The 18,669-nt window shown below is 59.3% G+C and carries 19 protein-coding genes; 4 read left to right on the plus strand and 15 right to left on the minus strand.

Annotated features, from left to right (window positions below):
* Nucleotides 1-63: 63 nt before the first annotated feature.
* The gene (locus ACB034_RS13830) at nt 64-870 is read right to left on the minus strand and encodes a PhzF family phenazine biosynthesis protein (protein ID WP_371173055.1); all 807 of its coding nucleotides are present in this window, start codon (nt 868-870) and stop codon (nt 64-66) included.
* Between the two features lie 198 nt (nt 871-1,068).
* Between ACB034_RS13830 and ACB034_RS13835 the strand changes: the two genes are divergently transcribed.
* The 3 genes from ACB034_RS13835 to ACB034_RS13845 are packed head-to-tail and all read left to right on the plus strand — an operon-like array spanning nt 1,069 to nt 5,379.
* The gene (locus tag ACB034_RS13835; protein ID WP_371173077.1) at nt 1,069-2,859 is read left to right on the plus strand and encodes an assimilatory sulfite reductase (NADPH) flavoprotein subunit; all 1,791 of its coding nucleotides are present in this window, start codon (nt 1,069-1,071) and stop codon (nt 2,857-2,859) included.
* Nucleotides 2,859-4,583, plus strand: a complete 1,725-nt coding sequence (gene cysI / locus ACB034_RS13840; RefSeq protein ID WP_371173056.1) for an assimilatory sulfite reductase (NADPH) hemoprotein subunit — start codon at nt 2,859-2,861, stop codon at nt 4,581-4,583. The genes ACB034_RS13835 and cysI overlap by 1 nt, the downstream gene beginning before the upstream one ends.
* A complete protein-coding gene (locus ACB034_RS13845; protein WP_371173057.1) occupies nt 4,573-5,379 on the plus strand; it encodes a phosphoadenylyl-sulfate reductase in 807 nt (268 codons plus the stop codon). The genes cysI and ACB034_RS13845 overlap by 11 nt, the downstream gene beginning before the upstream one ends.
* 129 nt (nt 5,380-5,508) lie before the next feature.
* On the opposite strand, the gene proX is transcribed toward ACB034_RS13845, so the two are convergent.
* From proX to ACB034_RS13880, 7 genes are all read right to left on the minus strand, one after another.
* Nucleotides 5,509-6,480: a glycine betaine/L-proline ABC transporter substrate-binding protein ProX gene (proX, locus tag ACB034_RS13850; RefSeq protein ID WP_342013484.1), complete on the minus strand. Its 972-nt coding sequence runs from the start codon at nt 6,478-6,480 to the stop codon at nt 5,509-5,511.
* A complete protein-coding gene (gene proW / locus ACB034_RS13855) occupies nt 6,477-7,631 on the minus strand; it encodes a glycine betaine/L-proline ABC transporter permease ProW (protein WP_371173058.1) in 1,155 nt (384 codons plus the stop codon). Before proW ends, proX begins: the two co-directional genes overlap by 4 nt.
* Entirely contained in the window at nt 7,628-8,824 is a 1,197-nt protein-coding gene (proV, locus tag ACB034_RS13860) for a glycine betaine/L-proline ABC transporter ATP-binding protein ProV (protein WP_371173059.1), read from the minus strand. Before proV ends, proW begins: the two co-directional genes overlap by 4 nt.
* 681 nt (nt 8,825-9,505) lie before the next feature.
* Nucleotides 9,506-10,003 carry a type 3 dihydrofolate reductase gene (gene folA / locus ACB034_RS13865; protein ID WP_371143469.1) on the minus strand — a complete coding sequence of 166 codons (498 nt, stop codon included), beginning with the start codon at nt 10,001-10,003 and terminating at the stop codon, nt 9,506-9,508.
* A gap of 24 nt (nt 10,004-10,027) precedes the next feature.
* Nucleotides 10,028-10,495, minus strand: coding sequence for a threonine/serine exporter family protein (locus tag ACB034_RS13870; RefSeq protein WP_026456638.1), 468 nt, complete (start codon nt 10,493-10,495; stop codon nt 10,028-10,030).
* Nucleotides 10,492-11,289 (minus strand): threonine/serine exporter family protein, encoded by a 798-nt coding sequence (locus ACB034_RS13875; RefSeq protein ID WP_042025757.1) that lies wholly within the window; start codon nt 11,287-11,289, stop codon nt 10,492-10,494. The genes ACB034_RS13870 and ACB034_RS13875 overlap by 4 nt, the downstream gene beginning before the upstream one ends.
* Nucleotides 11,290-11,513: 224 nt before the next feature.
* A complete protein-coding gene (locus ACB034_RS13880; RefSeq protein WP_026458495.1) occupies nt 11,514-11,846 on the minus strand; it encodes a DUF3135 domain-containing protein in 333 nt (110 codons plus the stop codon).
* 396 nt (nt 11,847-12,242) lie between these two features.
* Here ACB034_RS13880 and mog point away from each other — a divergent pair, with 396 nt between their 5' ends.
* Nucleotides 12,243-12,773, plus strand: coding sequence for a molybdopterin adenylyltransferase (gene mog / locus ACB034_RS13885; RefSeq protein ID WP_061475634.1), 531 nt, complete (start codon nt 12,243-12,245; stop codon nt 12,771-12,773).
* A 71-nt stretch (nt 12,774-12,844) separates the two neighbouring features.
* Here mog and ACB034_RS13890 read toward each other — a convergent pair whose 3' ends face one another.
* The 7 genes from ACB034_RS13890 to trmB form a co-directional block, all read right to left on the minus strand.
* Nucleotides 12,845-13,246 carry a DUF2541 family protein gene (locus ACB034_RS13890; protein WP_061475635.1) on the minus strand — a complete coding sequence of 134 codons (402 nt, stop codon included), beginning with the start codon at nt 13,244-13,246 and terminating at the stop codon, nt 12,845-12,847.
* A gap of 186 nt (nt 13,247-13,432) precedes the next feature.
* Complete coding sequence (locus ACB034_RS13895; RefSeq protein WP_026456840.1) at nt 13,433-13,642, minus strand: YgdI/YgdR family lipoprotein; 210 nt, start codon at nt 13,640-13,642, stop codon at nt 13,433-13,435.
* Between the two features lie 99 nt (nt 13,643-13,741).
* Nucleotides 13,742-14,923 (minus strand): S8 family peptidase, encoded by a 1,182-nt coding sequence (locus ACB034_RS13900; protein WP_371173060.1) that lies wholly within the window; start codon nt 14,921-14,923, stop codon nt 13,742-13,744.
* Between the two features lie 118 nt (nt 14,924-15,041).
* Nucleotides 15,042-16,334 (minus strand): rhodanese-like domain-containing protein, encoded by a 1,293-nt coding sequence (locus tag ACB034_RS13905; protein WP_371173061.1) that lies wholly within the window; start codon nt 16,332-16,334, stop codon nt 15,042-15,044.
* Nucleotides 16,335-16,361: 27 nt separating this feature from the next.
* On the minus strand, nt 16,362-17,282 hold the full coding sequence (glsB, locus tag ACB034_RS13910) for a glutaminase B (protein WP_042025762.1): 921 nt from the start codon (nt 17,280-17,282) through the stop codon (nt 16,362-16,364).
* A gap of 103 nt (nt 17,283-17,385) precedes the next feature.
* Complete coding sequence (locus tag ACB034_RS13915; protein ID WP_042025764.1) at nt 17,386-17,718, minus strand: YggL family protein; 333 nt, start codon at nt 17,716-17,718, stop codon at nt 17,386-17,388.
* Between the two features lie 13 nt (nt 17,719-17,731).
* Nucleotides 17,732-18,445, minus strand: coding sequence for a tRNA (guanosine(46)-N7)-methyltransferase TrmB (trmB, locus tag ACB034_RS13920; RefSeq protein ID WP_371173062.1), 714 nt, complete (start codon nt 18,443-18,445; stop codon nt 17,732-17,734).
* Nucleotides 18,446-18,669: the final 224 nt, after the last annotated feature.

The following is an 18,669-nucleotide window of genomic DNA, read 5'->3' on the forward strand; positions in this document are numbered from 1 at the left end:
GGGGCGTTTTTTATGGCGGACACAAACCGGTGGCGAACGCTCAAGCCGCCGTCAGTCTCGCGCTTATGAGGCCACTGGCAGCAGCCACTCCCCCTGCCACAAGGTGACGGCCTGACCCGCCATCAGCACCCGCTCTCCCTGCAATTCAAGCCGCAGCTCACCACCCCGGGCCGAGATCTGGCGGGCCCACAGCTGCCGTTTGCCGAGCCGCTCGGCCCAGAAGGGCACCAAGGCGCAGTGGTTGGAGCCGGTCACCGGATCCTCATCCACCCCGACCCAGGGGGCGAAGTAGCGAGAGACGAAGTCATGGTCCGGGTCGCGCGAGGGTGCCGTCACCATCAGGCCGCGGCCGGGCAGCGCGCGCAGGGTCTGAAAATCTGGGGTAAGCGCACGAACCTCCTCCTCGCTGGCGAGCGCCAGCAAGAACTTGGCGCCAGCCGCCAGGGTTTGCAGCGGCTGGCAACCGACCGCCGCCGCATAGGCCGGATCCAGCTCGAGCGGCGCCGGGGCAATGCGCGGGAAATCGAGCCAGATCCACGCCCCTTCGCGCCGGGCCAGCAGCTCGCCGCTGCGGGTCTCGAAGCCAATGACCTCATCCTCAGCCACCGCCCCCGTCTGCCACAACACATGGGCGGCCGCCAGGGTGCCGTGACCGCAGAGATCCACTTCCAGCTCGGGGGTGAACCAGCGCAGCTGGTAGCGGGCCCGGCCCAAAGGCACCAGAAAGGCGGTCTCCGACTGGTTGAACTCGGCCGCCATGGCCAGCAGGGTGGCATCCGGCTGACTCGGCCCCAGCGCCACCACCGCCGGGTTGCCGCCAAAGGGGTGCTGGCTGAAGGCATTGACATGAAACAAGCTGATGATCGACATTCACGCTTCCTGTGTGGCTAATACGGGCTCATTCATCGCCCTTTATACCATGAGAACCCTGTCGACCTGCGTCGCCTTGCAACTCTCTCCATCGCCTTTTTAATGCAGTAATAGAATAAAAAAGACATTTTTATTCTTTGTTGTTATCCATCACACCCCTTAACCTGACCAAAAATCAGACCATGGAAGACGTGTGTGATGCAATTGAAGGACTCCCTGACCAACCTGACTCCCCTCTCTGACGAGCAGCAGCGACAACTGAGCCAGGCGCTATCGACCCTCAATACCCAGCAACTGGCCTGGGTGAGCGGTTATCTCTACGGTCTCTCCCAGGCGGGCAGCCAGCCTGCCGTGACCGGGGCAGCAGCCGCCACCCCCAGCGGCAGCCTGACCATTCTCTACGGCTCCCAGACCGGCAACGCCAAGGGCGTGGCCAGCGCCATCAAGGCGCAGGCCGAAGCCCGTGGCCTGCCGGTGACCCTCACCTCCATGGCGGACTACAAACCCAAGCAGCTCAAGAAAGAGACCCACCTGCTGGTGGTAGTGAGCACTTACGGGGAGGGTGAACCGCCGGAGAGCGCGGTCGATCTGTACGAGCAGCTCAAGAAGGGCAAGGTCGGCAAGCTGGAAGGGCTCAAGTTCGCCGTGCTGGGGCTGGGTGACAGTTCCTATGAATTTTTCTGCCAGACCGGCAAGGACTTTGACAGCCTGCTGACCAAGGCCGGCGCCGATCGGGTGCATGAACTCGCCAGCCTGGACGTGGATTATCAGGATGCCGCCAAGGCATGGGGCGAACAGGCGCTCAACGCCATCGCCGCCACCCTCTCTGCCGGCCCTGCCGGCAGCAGCGTGGCCAGCGCGGTCCAACAGGCGGTCGGCCACAGCCAGTACAGCAAGGAGAACCCCTTCCCGGCCAGGCTCTCGGTCAACCAGAAGATCACCGGCCGCGACTCGACCAAGGATATCCGCCATATCGAGATCAGCCTCGAAGAGTCCGGCATCCGCTACCAGCCGGGGGATGCGCTGGGCATCTGGTTTGACAACGATGCCGACCTGGTCGGTGAGGTCTTGGCGCTGGCTCATCTCTCCGGCGACGAGGCCACCGCCCGCGGCAGCCTGCGCGAGGTGCTCAGCCGCGAGCTGGAGCTGACTCGCTTGCACGGCGGCTTTATCACCGGCTTGGCAGAGATCTCGGACAACGCGGCGCTCAAGGATCTGGCCGGTGACAAGGCCCAGGTCAACGCGCTGGTGGCCAGCGCCCAGGTAGTGGATGTGCTCAAGCGCTTCCCGACCGCGCTCACAGCCGAACAGCTGCTGGGCCTGCTGCGCCCGCTCACTCCGCGCCTCTACTCCATCGCTTCCAGCCAGAGCGAGGTGGAGGAAGAGGTGCACCTGACCGTCGGCGTGGTGCGCTACCCGCAGGAAGACGGCACAGTGCGTAGCGGCGCCGCCTCCTCCTATCTGGCGGACCGCCTGCCGGAAGATGCCGAGGTGCGGGTATTCGTGGAGCACAACGACAACTTCCGCTTGCCTGCTAACCCCGATACCCCCGTCATCATGGTGGGCCCGGGCACCGGCATCTCCCCCTTCCGCGCCTTCTTGCAGGAGCGGGAAGCGCAAGGGGCCGACGGCAAGAACTGGCTCTTCTTCGGCAATCCGCACTTTACCCAGGATTTCCTCTATCAGGTGGAGTGGCAGCGTTATGTGAAGTCGGGCCTGCTGTCGAAGATCTCCCTGGCCTTCAGCCGGGATCAGGCCAACAAGATTTATGTGCAGGACCGCCTGCGCGAGGCAGGGCTCGAGCTCTACCAGTGGCTGGAAGCAGGCGCTCACTTCTATGTGTGCGGCGACGCCAACCACATGGCGAAGGATGTGCAGGAAGCCCTGCTGGATGTGATTGCCGAACATGGCCAGAAGAGCCGTGAGGAAGCAGAAGAGTATCTGAGCGAATTGCGTCGTGCCAAACGTTATCAAAGGGATGTCTATTGATGAGCAAACAACCTCTCTCTCACCAAAAAGCAGGACCGGTGGAAGGACCGCTGGCCGACAACGAACGTCTGAAACGCGAGAGCAACTTTCTGCGCGGCACCATAGAGCAGGATCTCAAGGACCCGCTCACCGGCGGCTTCAACGGCGACAACTTCCAGCTGATCCGCTTTCACGGCATGTATCAGCAGGATGACCGCGACATTCGCCCCGAGCGCGCCGCCCAGAAGCTGGAGCCGCTGCACAACGTCATGCTGCGCGCCCGTCTGCCCGGCGGCATCATCACCCCGGCCCAGTGGCTGGTGATCGACAAGTTCGCCGAGGAACACAGCCTGTACGGCAGCATCCGCCTGACCACCCGCCAGACCTTCCAGTTCCACGGGGTACTGAAGCGCGACATCAAGCTGATGCACCAGACCCTCAACAGCACCGGCATCGATTCCATCGCCACCGCCGGCGACGTGAACCGCAACGTGCTGTGCACCAGCAACCCGGTGGAGTCCGAGCTGCACCAGGAGGCCTACGAGTGGGCCAAGAAAATCTCCGAGCACCTGCTGCCCAAGACCCGCGCCTACGTGGAGATCTGGCTGGACGGCGAGAAGCTGGGGGGTGACGAGGAGCCGATCCTGGGTTCCAACTACCTGCCGCGCAAATTCAAGACCACCGTGGTGATCCCCCCCCACAACGACGTGGACATCCACGCCAACGATCTCAACTTCGTGGCCATCGCCGAAGGTGGCAAGCTGGTGGGCTTCAACGTGCTGGTGGGCGGGGGTCTGGCCATGACTCACGGTGACACTACCACCTATCCGCGCAAGGCGAGCGACTTCGGTTTCGTGCCGCTCTCCCACGTGCTGGAGGTGGCGGCCGCCGTGGTCAGCACCCAGCGCGACTGGGGCAACCGGGTCAACCGCAAGAACGCCAAGACCAAGTACACCCTGGAGCGGGTGGGGGTCGAGGCCTTCAAGGCCGAGGTGGAGAGCCGTGCCGGCATCCAGTTCGGACCGGTTCGCCCCTACGAATTCACCAGCCGTGGCGATCGCTTCGGCTGGGTCGAGGGGATCGACGGCAAGCACCACCTGACCCTGTTCATCGAGAACGGCCGCCTGCTGGACTTCCCGGGCAAACCCCTCAAAACCGGCATGCTGGAGATCGCCAAGGTGCATCAGGGGGATTTTCGCCTGACCGCCAACCAGAACCTGATCATCGCCGGGGTTCCCGCCAGCGAGAAGGCCCGCATCGAGGCGCTGGCGCGCCAGTACGGCCTGCTGGATGACGGCGTGAGTGAGCAGCGCAAGCAGTCCATGGCCTGCGTGGCACTGCCCACCTGCCCACTGGCGATGGCCGAGGCCGAGCGTATGCTGCCGGCGTTTGTCACCGACATCGAGGGGCTGCTGGCCAAGCACGATCTCGCCGATGACGCCATCATCTTCCGAGTCACCGGCTGCCCCAACGGCTGCGGCCGCGCCATGCTGGCGGAGGTGGGTCTGGTGGGCAAGGCACCCGGCCGCTACAACCTGCATCTGGGTGGCAACCTGGAGGGGACCCGCATCCCGCGCCTCTATCAGGAGAACATCACCGAGCCGCAGATCCTGGCCGAGCTGGACGCCCTGATCGGCCGTTGGGCCAAGGATCGCAACCCGGGCGAGTGCTTCGGCGACTTCGTCATTCGCGCCGGGATCATAGCCCCGGTCATCGACTCCGCGAGGGACTTCTATGCAGCCTGAACAGACTGATACAGCCCGGCTGGCGCGCACCGCCGACGGCCGGCTCGACCTCGACGCCCTGCTGGCCTTGAGTCGCGAGGAGCAGGTTGAAGCGCTGGCCCCCCTCAACCAGGCGCTGGATGCCATGAGCGCCCCCGAGCGGGTGCGCTGGGCCCTGGCCAACCTGCCGGGGGAGCACGTGCTGTCGTCGAGCTTCGGCATCCAGGCTGCACTGATGCTGCACCTGGTAAGCCGCGAGCGGGCCGACGTGCCGGTGGTGCTGACCGATACCGGTTATCTCTTTCCCGAGACCTACCGCTTCATCGACGAGCTGACCGAGCGGCTCACCCTCAACCTCAAGATCTACCGGGCCAAGCTCAGTCCGGCCTGGCAGGAGGCCCGCTTCGGCCTCCTGTGGGAGCTGGGGGGGGAGGGGATCACCCGCTACAACCAGCTCAACAAGGTCGAGCCTATGGACCGCGCCCTGAACGAGCTGGGTGCCCGCACCTGGTTCTCGGGCCTGCGCCGTGAGCAGTCCGGCAGCCGGGGCAAGCTGCCAGTGCTGGCGATCCAGCGCGGTCGCTTCAAGTTCCTGCCGGTGATCGACTGGAGCAACAAGGACGTCTTCTACTACTTCAAGGAGTTTGACCTCCCCTACCACCCCCTGTGGGAGCAAGGTTACCTCTCGGTCGGCGACGTGCACACAACCACCAAGTGGGAGCCCGGCATGAGCGAGGAGCAGACCCGCTTCTTCGGCCTCAAGCGTGAATGCGGCCTGCACGAGGAGAGCGGCGAGAGCGACGGTTCAGGCATCTGATCCCGTCCGACAACGCACCATTCCGACCACAAAAAGCGCCCGGCAACTGCCGGGCGCTTTTATAAGTGACACTCAAAGAACTTGGATGCCTGAGTGGTATGGCTGCATTTTCTTGTTCCCTGCCCCCGCTTACTTCGCGGCGCGAGCCCGAGTCAGCCAGTCGTTGACCAAATCCTTGTGCCCCTTGAGCCAGGCATCTGCGTGACGCTCGATATCCGCCGGCTTGTTCTGACCCTGCTTCATCAGCCCATTTTGTACGTTGATGTCATTGATGGGCAGCTTCATCTCGGCAAACAGCTTGGCGGCAGAGGGGTTGGCCTCGGCAAACCCCTTGTTGGCCACTATGTGCATGGTATTCATTTCAAAGCCATAGTTTTTGCCATTCGCCAATTGGGTATCCCCCTCACGTCCCTCTGGCAAGGCGGTATAAGGCACTTCCAGCCATACCACATCCTTGCCGGGCACCAGCTCACCACTCACCCAGTACGGGGTCCAGGTGTAGTAGAGCACGGGTTTTTGTTCCTTGAAGCGGGTAATGGTGTCGGCAATGATGGCCGCATAATTGCCCTGTTGATGCGTCACTGTCTGCGCCAGACCGTATGTCTTGAGCTGATGATTGATCACCATCTCGCAGCCCCAACCCGGATTGCAGCCGGCCAGATCTGCCTTGCCATCGCCATCGCTGTCAAACAAGGCAGCCAGCTTGGGATCCTTCAACTGGGCTATGTTGGTGATGCCGTATTTGTCGGCAGTGGCCTTGTCGATGAGATAACCCTGGGCCGCCCCGGTCACATAGGTACCCTTGCGGTAGAACCTGGTATCGCCCCCGGCCTTTTCATACTTGTCCTTATGGAGCGGATCCCAGTTGAAAGCGAGAAAAGTGGCATCGCCACTGGCGACCGAGGCATATCCTACGTTGTAGTCCGCCTCTTTGGCTGGTTTGACATCATAACCCAGCTCACCCAGCAGCTTGCTCACCAGCAGGGTCTGAAAGGCTTCCTCCGGCAACGTACTCTGGATGGGTTGAACCGTTACACCGGCCATGGCGGCCGTGCTCAGCAGCAGGCACCCCAGCGTCATTCCTTGGGTAATGGCTTTCATACTTGTCCTCCTTTGGTGTGAGTCTTGTGGCGATGTTCGAACGGGGCAAGCAACAGGGCAATGGGACCACGCCGATACCAGCGGCCGACATGCCCTGATTTGGACTGGCCCATCGCCTGGGTCATGCGATCCAGCACTATGGCCAGCAACACAATGCCAAGCCCCCCTACCGAGGCCATCCCCATGTCGAGACGACCGATACCGCGCAATACCATCTGGCCAAGCCCCCCCACGGCTATCATGGAGGCGATCACCACCATGGAGAGGGAAAGCATCAGCGACTGATTGACCCCGGCCATGATGGTGGGCATGGCGAGCGGCAGCTGCACCTTGAACAGCAGCTGGGAGGGGCTGGCACCAAATGAATTACCGGCCTCGATGAGATCCTCCGGTACCTGACGAATGCCGAGGATGGTCAGTCTGATCATGGGCGGCAATGCAAAGATGATGGTCACCACCACCCCGGGCACATTCCCTATGCCAAACAACATGACGATGGGGATGAGATAGACAAAGGCCGGGGTCGTCTGCATGGCATCCAGCAACGGCCGGGTCCAGGTGGTTGCTTTCTCGCTACGGGCCAGCAGAATACCGGCTGGCAAGCCAATCAGGATGCAGAAGAAGAGTGAAGTCAGCACCAGCGACAGGGTCACCATGGCATCAGCCCAGGCACCGATAAGACCTATGCCGATCAGCGAGACCAACGTCCCCAACGCCATCCGCCCACTGACCAGTTGCCAGGCAACCAGGGTCAATAGCACCACCATGATGGAAGAAGGAATGCTCTGCAGCGCACTGGTCAGCGCATTGAGTGTCACTTCGACGGGTGCACGTATGATCTGGAACAGGGGTCTGAAGTTGCTCACCAGCACGCCAATGCCCTGTTCGACCCAGCTATCGAGTGGCACCCAGGCATGCTGGAAAGGATCCAGGGGGTCGAAAGCCGGCTCTTCCGCTTTCGCAGCAAGCTCGGCCTGCCAGTCATTGCTGGCCACCGCCGTCTCGGTTGAACTGCCCCAGGGATCCTCGGCCGCGTCCTTAGTCTCACTGCTGACCGCATCATCTTGATGATTGGCCGTCGCCTCTTCAGCCCATGCGGGGTAGCTTGCCAGCAACAGGAGTGCCAGGCAGAGGGAGAATAATTGCTTCATGCCGGGGTACTCCTGTCCAGGGTGTTGAGTAGATTCGCCTTTGAAATGAGGCCCAGGTAAGTACCATCTTCCTCAATAACCGGCACCTGGCAGGGAGCCGCCGCTACCTGGCTGATCAGCTCATGCAGCGGGGTATCGGCCAATAGCGGCACCACCTCATCCAGCAAGGCCTGTTCCAGGCTACCCTTGCTATCCACAGTGCGCGCCAGCGATGCGAGAGAGACAACGCCCACAAAACGACGAGCACGATCAACCACATAACCAAACTCACGATCCTGCTGCTTGAGTTGGCGCAGGGCGTTGGCCGGCCCGTCCGTGGTGTGCTTCTTGATAAGTGGCATCTGCTTGCGGCTGACGATATCGCGGGCACTGAACACGTTGGCCAGGTCCACGCCGCGAAAGAAGGCACGCACATAGTCGTTGGCAGGCTGACTCAGGATCTCGTCGGGCGTCCCGACCTGGATCACCTGCCCATCCTGCATGATGGCGATGCGATCACCGATGCGCATCGCCTCGTCCAGATCGTGAGAGATGAAGACGATGGTGCGTTGATGACTGGCCTGCAGCTTGAGCAACTCATCCTGCATCTCGGTGCGGATCAGCGGATCCAGCGCGGAGAAGGCCTCATCCATCAATAGAATGTCGGGGTCATTGGCCAGTGCCCGGGCCAGGCCAACCCGCTGCTTCATGCCACCGGAGAGGGCGTCGGGGAAGGCATTCATCCAGGGCCCCAGCCCCACCTGATCGAGAGCCTGACGGGCACTTTGCTGGCGCTCGAGAAGCGGCACGCCAGCCAGCTCCAGGCCAAAGGCGGTATTTTCCAGCACGGTCAGATGAGGCATAAGAGCAAAAGACTGAAACACCATGCTGATCTTCTTGCGCCGCACCTGACGCAGTTCTCTGTCCGAGATGGTGGCAATGTCTTCACCATCGATCAGTACCTGACCACGGGTCGGCTCGATCAGCCGGTTGAAGAGCCGCACCAGAGTAGATTTACCCGAGCCGGACAAGCCCATCACGACGAAGATCTCCCCCTCGTGGATGGCCAGATCGACCCCCTGCACACCCAGGGTCTGTCCGGTTTTTTTTAGAATGCTGGCGCGGTCGTGCCCTTTCGCCAGTAATTTGAACGCCTTTTCCGGCTGTTCTCCGAAGATTTTATAGAGTGATTTGACTTCGATTTTGACTGTCATACTGTCCTTTTTTCATGGTCGGCATCTTGACAATTTGCCTGCCGAACGCGAGCCAATTACTTTTAACACTAAGCAATTTATATCTAGAAAAAAAGGTTTATATGCCACTAGAAAAGAACGGAATCAGCCAATTCATTGATTGAAAAGGGTTTATTTGAACAATAAAAATACATTAAGTTGAACATTATTCAGATGACAGGATGAAAAATGCTTCGCCATTTAAATAATTGATATTTTTATTGAACAGTCAGTGACAGAGGGAACGCTGGCAAGAAAATGGGAGTCGTCAGCAGGTTCAGAATCACCCGTATTAACAAGGTTGGCGACGCCATAGCCGGGATGAAAAACAGGAAAGCTTGAGCGTCAAAAAAGCATGGGTCATGCCGGCATGAATTATTTGGTCAGGTAACTCATCATTGTTGCGTTTTGACAAGTCATGAAGAGCGGGAGAAAGATCAGGCTGTTCGGTGGTGGCGCCGGGACACGCTCCCGAACAGTCATCAGAGCTGTGAAAATCATTACAACCCTAACGATATCAAGCCGAAAAAGGAGCGAATGAAGTAGCGCGGTTTGGTGCAGCAATGGCAGAGATCTTGTCTGCCAGACAGAAGCTTCATAGCAAGAAAAAGCCCCTTGTACGGCACCAGGGGCTTTTTGGCTTCAACGATGATGCAATGAGGTTCAGCAGCGCTGCCAGGTCTCGAAACGATAGGGATGCGGGTTCTTCTCGTCGGCGGGATAGGCTTCGCTTTCAACAAGCTGCCACTGGCCGTCATCAAACGCAGGAAAGCGGGTATCCCCCTCCACCGCCAGCTCGATGCGGGTCAGATAGAGGCAATCGGCCTTGGCCAGCAGCTGGCCATAGAGGTGACCACCACCGATCACCATCAGCTCGTCCACTTCCCCCACCTCTGCCAACGTTGCCAACACGGCCTCAATGGATGGAAACACCTCGGTTCCTTCAGGAGCTGTATAAGCGGCGTTGCGGCTAATGATCAAATTGCGGCGCCCGGGCAAGGGGCGACCAATGGACTCGAAGGTCTTGCGCCCCATCAGTACCGGCTTGCCGAGCGTGACCCGCTTGAAGTGGGCTAGATCGGCCGGCAGATGCCAAGGCATCTGGTTGTCCTTGCCGATCACCCGATCCTGGGCCATGGCGGCGATCATGGAAATCTTCATGGTGTCAGCCTCTCACAAAACCATCTAAATTATGGGCCGGTTACGATATACGACCAAGGAAGGGATCGCCAACCCAAAACTTAAGGCCCCTACGATAAAGATAGACTTTAACCCGTTCTCCACCGCGCTCTGGATGAGCTCCATGCTCACCCCCGAGATATTGAGCTCAACCACCGCAATCATGGTCTTGAACGCATAGCTGCCCGGGATCATTGGAATGATGGAAGCGACGCTGAATACGGGGCGGGGCGCCAGCAGGCGGCGTGACCAGTAGACGCAGACAAACCCGACCGTGGTCGCCGCCGCCAGGGTAGCCCATTCGATGGTCATGCCGTAATGGATGAGCAAGGTACGCAGGCTGTGGGCCAGCGCCCCGCCCATGGCGCAATATTTGAGCATGCGCGGCGGCACGTTGAAGATCATGGCAAAACCCACCGCCGGTATGGCCGACCAGAAGGCATCCTTGGCCAGCAGCCAGAGCAGATCCATCATACCTTCCACCCCCAGATTCCGGTCACCGTCATCGCCAGGATAATACCGATGGCTGCGCTGATAGTAAGCAGGGTCGCTGTGCCCCAGCGGGCCAGCCCCATATTGAAGTAGCCCTTCACCATATCGGAGACCGCATTGATGAGCGGGAAGCCCGGCACCAGCAGCAGCACGCTGGCCGCCATGGCCAGATAGGGTTGCTCACCCCAATGGAAGAAGGTGGCACTAGAGGAGAGCAGGGTCGCGATAAAGCCGGTTACGGCGAAGTTGATCAAGGGGCTGTGGTGATGGCGTGCCATCAGCTGGCGCACCCGCATCGCCACGGCGGAGGAGAAACAGGTGACCAGGAAGATGGGCCAGTCACCGCCAAACAGCAGGCTGAACGCGCCGCAGGATAGCCCGACCATGGGCACCACCAACCAGGGATGGTAGTGAAACGGCACTATGGCCTCGAGCCGTTGGCGCACTTCTCGGGCACCAATCAATTCTTTTTCCGCCATGATGCAGATACGCTGGATTTCGCACACCACCTGCATATTGATGCCATGCTCCCGTACTCTGCGGGTGGTGGTGACGCATCCTCCCTGATAGAGGCTGGTAAGCACGATAGCGCTGGAGGAGATGGCCATCTCGACGCTCTCCAGCCCCAGCGCCAACCCCAACCGAACCGTGGTCTGCTCTATGATGCGGCTTTCTGCGCCAAACTGGGCCAGCATTTGCCCCACCTTGACGATAATGCGGGTGATCTCGGTCTGCTGCTCCCGCGACAACACCCGCCTTGGCGTGATACTTCTCATAATCCCTTCGAGTCGTAGCAATTAAAACTTTGGCCATATTAGCTTACTTCTTGCTGCCATTCATCCATTGACAGCAACGACATATCGTCATTATTTATTAAATAACTCCCCACAAATCACAACTTCATTACAAGTCATCTTATAAATAACAACAGAATCCCCTCTCCGACTATATTCCTGTCAGGCTTGCTGGATTTAATCAGGTAAAAATAAACTACAGGAGATTATTTAAGATATTGATAATCTGCCAGCCGGACTATTTTGCTGCTGCTATCGTTTTCATCTGGCAGCTCCTCCTCCTTGAATTGCATCATTTCGGTTTGCATCAGATAAAAGGAGTCTTTCATCATATTGGCAATCCGGATGCAACTGTCGAGATTGTTTTTTGCCAGACGGCGCTGGCCATCAATCTGGAATTGCAGGCCCAACAGACGACGCTGCTGCTCAGGCCCCGCCCGGGCCATCAACTCATCTATCTGTTGCTGCAGTATCGTCTCGAGTTGGGCCGGCTCAGTGGCGGCAAGCTCTTTCAGGGTATCGAAATCAGGCAATTCCATAAATATGCCCTCCATCATGCACCGCAATATGGACTGAGAAAAGACGACGGCTCATCATCGGCCTCTCTCGTTTTTATATACTCCTGAACAATCCCGGGTTCACTCCCAAAAGTGCGCCTTGCCAGAAACAATAAGACTCAAACTGACAGCAAAGCCTGTAATTATCGATACATTTCAATAAATTATTAATTCAATCCTGAACTCGGTTCCACTTATACAATTTTGTATTATCCCGCTCCTCTTTTAGTGCGACCAAACGAACCAGCCTCATTATTTTTGCTTCATTCGACACTTATATTTCAATCAAGCATCGCTGCCCAAGCTACCATCGTTTAACTTATCTTGCTGATTATGCTATTTTATTTTCCACTTATTCAGCGCAACCAAGAGCAGACCATGAGCAAGGCAAAAATCGGTATCGTTACTGTCAGCGATCGTGCCAGTGCCGGCATCTATGAAGACCTCTCCGGCAAGGCCATCATCGACACCCTAAACGCCTACCTGACTTCGGAGTGGGAGCCTGTTTACCAGGTGATCCCGGATGAGCAGGATCAGATCGAGGCAACCCTGATCCGCCTGGCGGATGAAGAGGAGTGCTGCCTTGTGGTCACCACCGGCGGTACCGGCCCGGCCAAGCGAGATGTCACCCCGGAAGCCACCGAAGCGGTATGCGATCGCATGATGCCCGGCTTTGGCGAGCTGATGCGGGCCGAATCTCTCAAGTTTGTGCCAACCGCCATTCTCTCCCGCCAGACCGCCGGCTTGCGGGATGACACCCTGATCGTCAACTTGCCGGGCAAGCCAAAGTCCATCCGTGAGTGCCTGGACGCCGTCTTCCCCGCCATCCCCTACTGCATCGATCTGATGGAAGGGCCTTATCTCGAATGCGATGAAAGTGTCATCAAACCCTTCCGTCCGAAAAAATAATAAAAAAATGGCGAGCCATCTGGCTCGCCATATTCACGGAACAAGAAAATTAATATCCAGGCAGTATTCGTTTACTTGCGACCAAATACTTTTACGCCTGCCTTGCTACGCTCGGAATTACCATAGACTTCAATTTTCTTCACGCAGCGACGTGAACCCAGTGAGCGCCACTCCGTTTCTTTCTCGCCACGCATTTCCCGATCAAAATAGATGGTTTTGGTGCGATCACCACCATAGGTCACCACCACACGCTCCAGGGTCAAATCCCGCTCGGCCTTCACCTTGATATATTTGGTCTGACGGCAGATCACCAAAGGGATGGTCGCCCCATGATCCCCGGCCCCCAGCAGTATGGTCCGTCCCAGGGTAAATTGGTCATCGCCTGCATAGCTGCTCGATGCAACGGCCAGCAAGGCGCCCCCCAGCAGGGCTCGGACGGAAAGACGTGATTTAAGGACAGACATCAGGGACATAACACCTCCAATAAAACGGAGCGTCATGATAGCGGCGAAACCATAACGGCAGCTGTACCCGATTAATAAATATTGCTGAAAAATCATCCACTAATAACAAAGTGTGAGCGAATTAATCATTTCGGGGGAGAGGCCCGAAAATGACAGGGGCCGCCCATGGGCAGCCCCTGGGACCACGGATGGCGATCAGCGCTCCATGATCTGGGTGACGTCATCCTTCTTGATCATCACCTCACGCCCTTCTTCATCGTAATAACGATACATGCCGGTGCTCTCGTCCAGCCTGGGCTTGCTGTCGGTGGTGATCATTTTCCCGTCTTTGGTACTCATGATGTATTGGGAACTGCACGCCACCAACCCGAATGCACATACCAGGATAATCATCAGTTGTTTCATCACCAGTCTCATCTCCCTGTGTTCTCCCTCAACACCGAGGGCGGTGTTTGAAGCCTAGTCCAGAATCGCCAAGCCTGAGGGATTTTAGCCAACTATCAGCTACTTGCGTCCACCTTGCTTGCCACCGCCCGTGCTGCTAGTGCTGCCGTCACACCCGAGCGCCAGCCGATCCGCCGCCGCCCTGGCCTGCACCAGGCCGTAGCCATAGCTGTTGTCCCGTCCGGCCGAGCCCAGATCCTGAGCGCTGAGGCGCAAGGTCTGGCGCAATTGATCGTTGCTGCACTCCAGCCGCTGCGACCAGGCCAGAGCGGCCACCCCGACCACGTGGGGGGTCGCCATCGAAGTGCCACTGTAGTAGGCGTAACCGCCCGGCACGGTCGACATCACCGAGACGCCGGGTGCCGCCAGCTCCACCTGATCGTTGCGTTGGGAGAAATAGGCAAGCTGCTTGTTGGCATCGATGGCTGCCACGCTCACCACACTGCTGTAGGAGGCAGGATAGGACTTGCTGGTATTGCCGGCATTGCCTGCCGCCGCCACGCTCAGCACATTCTGGCTGTATGCCTGGTTGAAGGCTCTCTCTTCGGTCTTGCTGGGGACACTCCCCCCCAGACTCATATTGATGACCATGCGGGTAAAACCACGGCTGGACATTGCCTGCTGGCAGGCGTTGAGTGCTCCCACCAGGTTGGAGGTATAGGCCCAGCCATTAGCGCCAAACACCTTGATGATGTGCAGCGGCACGCTCTGGTTCGGCAGCACCCCGACCACGCCCATGTCGTTGCCACCCACTGCGGCTATGGTGCCCGCCACATGGGTGCCGTGGCCATTTTCGTCGCTGCTCCAGCTGCCGGTACCGGCATTGTCACTGCCCTGTACCTGAGCCCCATGCGGCAAGTCGGGATGATTGCCGCTGTAACCCGAGTCGATGATGCATACCAGCACCTCCCCGGCCGCCGCATCGCTCAGCTGCGGCGCCTGCACCATGGGAATGCCGTAAGGCAGCGTTTCGGCACTGGCATAACGTTTGGCATCCGGTTCAACCCAGAGCACGTTGGGATTACGCGCCAAGGCTGTGACTGCCGTCGACGGCAACCAGAGTGCAAGGGCATTTTGCTCCTTCAGCACCAGTGCCAGCTCGCCCCCCATCCCCCGGCTCTGAGCCAGCACGGAGTCGCTGGCACCCGGTTTGATCTGCACCAGATAGCGGGCCCGCTCTGCGGCCATGGCCCCCTGCCCCAACATCCCTGCCACCAGCAGACTTATCCATATCCGTTTCATCAGTCACTCCTCACGTCGATCTGATATCTCTTCGCAAAAAGTGTAGTGTTCCGTGGCCGCTGACACGAACCGGGATAAAAAAAGCCGGACAGATGTCCGGCCTTTTCATGATTATCAATTACTTGGCGGGCTGACGCTCACCGGTCACCGTGGGATTCCTGGGATCCATGCTCCACTCGTACCAGCCACCGTCATAGACGCTGATCCGCTTCCAGTCCATCAGCCAGGCGTAGAAGAAGGCCTCGGAAGCGCGCCAGCCGGTACCGCAATAGAAGGCGGCCTGCTGGGTCGGCTCTATGTTCCACTCATCCCACATGGCGAGGATCTCGCCGGCCGGTTTCATGGTGCCGTCCGGGTTGTGGAAGTCGCTCATGCTGTTGGCATCCACGCCACCACGCCCCCACTTGGCACCCGGGATGTCCCCTTTCGGCTTGATGTAGCTGTAACCCGAGGTGTTGCCGACAAACTCGTCCCAGGTACGCACGCTGACCAGGGCGCCATCGGGCTGTTTGAGCAGCTCCTTGGCCTGGGCCAGGGTGGTGAGGTACTCGGGATGCACAGGAATGGTGGCTCCGAACTCTTTGACCGGTGCAAAGGTGTTGGGCAGGCCGGTTTCAGTGCGCAGATGCTGGCCAAACCAGGCCTCCAGGCCGCCGTCCAGCAGCCGCACGTCTTCCACTCCGGCATACATCATCAGGTGGGCCGCCCGGGCCGCCGCCATGGTGTTGCGACCATAGAGGATGACGGTGGTATCGTGACGGATGCCATTTTCCAGCAGCAGCTTCTTGAGCACCTCGTCAGAGACCTTGTTCCACAGCGGCTCCTCCTCCAGCCGGTTGGTGTCGATATACCCCGCCCCCGGAATGTGGCTGATGAGGTAGGCCTTGGGTGCCCCCCAATCCACCTCGAACAACTTCCACTCCCCTTTCGGCGCGGCAACTACCGGCTTGCCGGCCTGCAGATCGGCCAGCCACTGCGGATAGACCAGCTGCTGCCAGCGAACCAGATGCTCGCGCGGGACACTCTGCCAATCCTGCAGCTCGAACAGCTGCTTGATGCCCTGCTGGCGCAACAGGCGGGCCACTTCGGCCACCTCGCGCGGCGCACCGTAGAGAACGACCGGACGATCGGCTTTCAACCCCTTGGCGGCAAGCGCCTTGGGCCACTCTTCATCGCTGTATTTCCAGTCAGCGGAGAGGAGTTCGGCCCCGGCCACATGGCCCCCCTGCTGCTCGCCCTCCATTGGCCACCCCTGATAGAAGTAGCTGGCACGGGTATCCAGGATGACCGCCTGCTTGGCCTTGGCATCGGTCAGGGTGAGCGACGGCAATTCGGCGGCGAGGACAGGCCAGGCACACCAGAGCAGCAAGGTCGCCAGTGCGGCCTGCAGAGAGCGAAGATATCGTTTCATGATGATCTCTCGATTCATTGAACAAGGTTAAAAAATGGAGCGGCCCAGGCGCTCGGCCAGCAACTCCAGCGCCGCCGTGCCCGCCAGCGAATTGCCGGCCTTGTTGAGCTCGGGCGACCAGACACAGACGCACAACTCACCCGGGATGAGGGCAATAATGCCGCCGCCGACCCCGGATTTGCCCGGCATCCCCACCCGATAGGCAAAATCACCGGCCTCGTCATAGAGGCCGCAGGTGGCAAGCAGGGCATTGACCTGCTTGGTGGTACGGGCCGGCAGCAGCGGCGTCGTCTCACCGAGCGGCACACCCCGGTTGGCCAGATAGATGAAGGCCCGCGCCAGATCGACGCAACTCATACGGATCGCGCAGGCATTGAAGTAGCTTTGCAGCACCTTGTCCACTTCATTTTCGAAGTTGCCATAAGCCTTCATCAGGTAGGCGATGGCGGCGTTGCGGGCGGAGTGCTGGTATTCGGAGCGGGCCACTATCTGATCCGCCATGATGGCCGGATTGCCGGAAAGACGACGGGCCAGCTCCAGGGTACGCTGGCGCGGGGCGGTCAGGCGGGTCTCCAGCAGATCGCTCACCACCAGGGCACCGGCATTGATGAAGGGGTTGCGGGGAATACCCTGTTCGAATTCCAACTGGACCAGAGAGTTGAATGGCTGACCGGACGGCTCCTTGCCCACCCGGGCCCAGATCTCCTCCTCCTGATAGAGGGTGAGGGCCAGCGTGAGGCTCAGGGCCTTGGAGATACTCTGGATGGAGAAGGGCTCGAAGGCATCACCTGCGGTGAACAGTTCTCCCTCCACGGTACAGACCGCCATACCGAGCCGATCGGCAGGCACCTGGGCCAGGGCGGGAATGTAGTCGGCTACCTTGCCTTGCCCCAGCAGCGGGCGCACCTCTTCCAGAATGCTGGCCAGTAATTCGGATGACAACACCATAAGCGATTCCATGACTAAAACGGCCGCGAAGAACCCGGGTCCACTGACAAAAATCCCGCCAGCGGCGGGATTTGTCTATCTGCCCACCATGGGCAAGAGATGATTAGGCCGGTTCACCGTACCAGAGGTCAAACAGCTCGCTGACCACCACAGCTTCCATCCCCTTGGCTTCCAGCCAGGCTTTGACGGCGGCGCGATCTTCTTCGGTGCACTTGCCGAGCTGCTGGGTGCAGATCATCCCTTCCCAGGCCAGGTGGCCGGAACCGGCGAAGGCCAGTTTGCGAGGTTCAATCACTTCATCGATCATCGCATCGACTACCGCATCGATGGTCTCTTCGGCAGTGCCGACCGGGAAGTTGAAACCGATGTCGAACCCCATTTCCTGGAATTCATCGACGCGCAGTTTCTTACGCAGGCGGCGGCTACGATTGGCCATGATAGCTCCTTAGTTAGTTGACACGTTTGAAAATCAGATCCCAAACCCCGTGACCAAGACGATGGCCCCGTTGTTCGAATTTGGTCAGCGGACGCCAGTCGGGGCGCGGCACCCAGTTGCCGGTGGCAGAGGTGTTTTCGTACCCCTCGGCGGCGCTCATCACCTCCAGCATGTGCTCGGCATAGTTTTCCCAGTCGGTGGCCATGTGGAAGACACCACCGATGGCCAGCTTCTGACGAATGGCCTGGGCGAACGCCGGCTGCACGATGCGGCGCTTGTGGTGGCGGCTCTTGTGCCAGGGGTCAGGGAAGAAGAGCTGCAGGCAGGCGAGAGAGTCGTTCGGGATCATGTGCTCCAGCACCTCGACCGCGTCGTGGCAAATGACCCTGAGATTGGTGACGCCCGCTTCCTGGGCGGTACCCAGGCAAGCCCCCACACCCGGGGTGTGTACCTCGATGCCGATGAAGTTTTTCTCGGGGGCGTTCTTGGCCATCTCCACCAGGGAGGCGCCCATGCCGAAACCGATCTCCAGCACTACCGGCGCTTCGCGGCCAAACAGGGCGACCAGATCGAGCGGCTCTGGCGCGAAATCGATACCCATGACCGGCCAGAGTTCTTCCAGGGCCTTCTCCTGCCCTTTGGTCAGGCGGCCTTCGCGACGGACAAAGCTGCGGATCTTGCGCATGAACTTGCCGTCTTCGTTAAATACATCTTGGGTCACAGGCATAATTGTCTCGTTATTTCATCAATCCGGGTAATACGTCTTGGATCCGCTCAGCGCAAGGACGGCTCGACGCTCGTTATTTCATCGCCTGGCGAAAACAGGGGAGCGAATTATCCCAAGATAGCCACTGGGCGCAAGTGTTTCGCACAACAAATCTTCCATCCACGCCCGCGGGTCTCGCAGTCATGGGCAGTGGCCGCCGCCACGGCGCCAAACCGGCTCTTTTT

The organism is Aeromonas sp. S18(2024) (assembly GCF_041402525.1).
In the GTDB taxonomy this organism is placed as follows: Bacteria; Pseudomonadota; Gammaproteobacteria; order Enterobacterales; family Aeromonadaceae; genus Aeromonas; species Aeromonas enteropelogenes.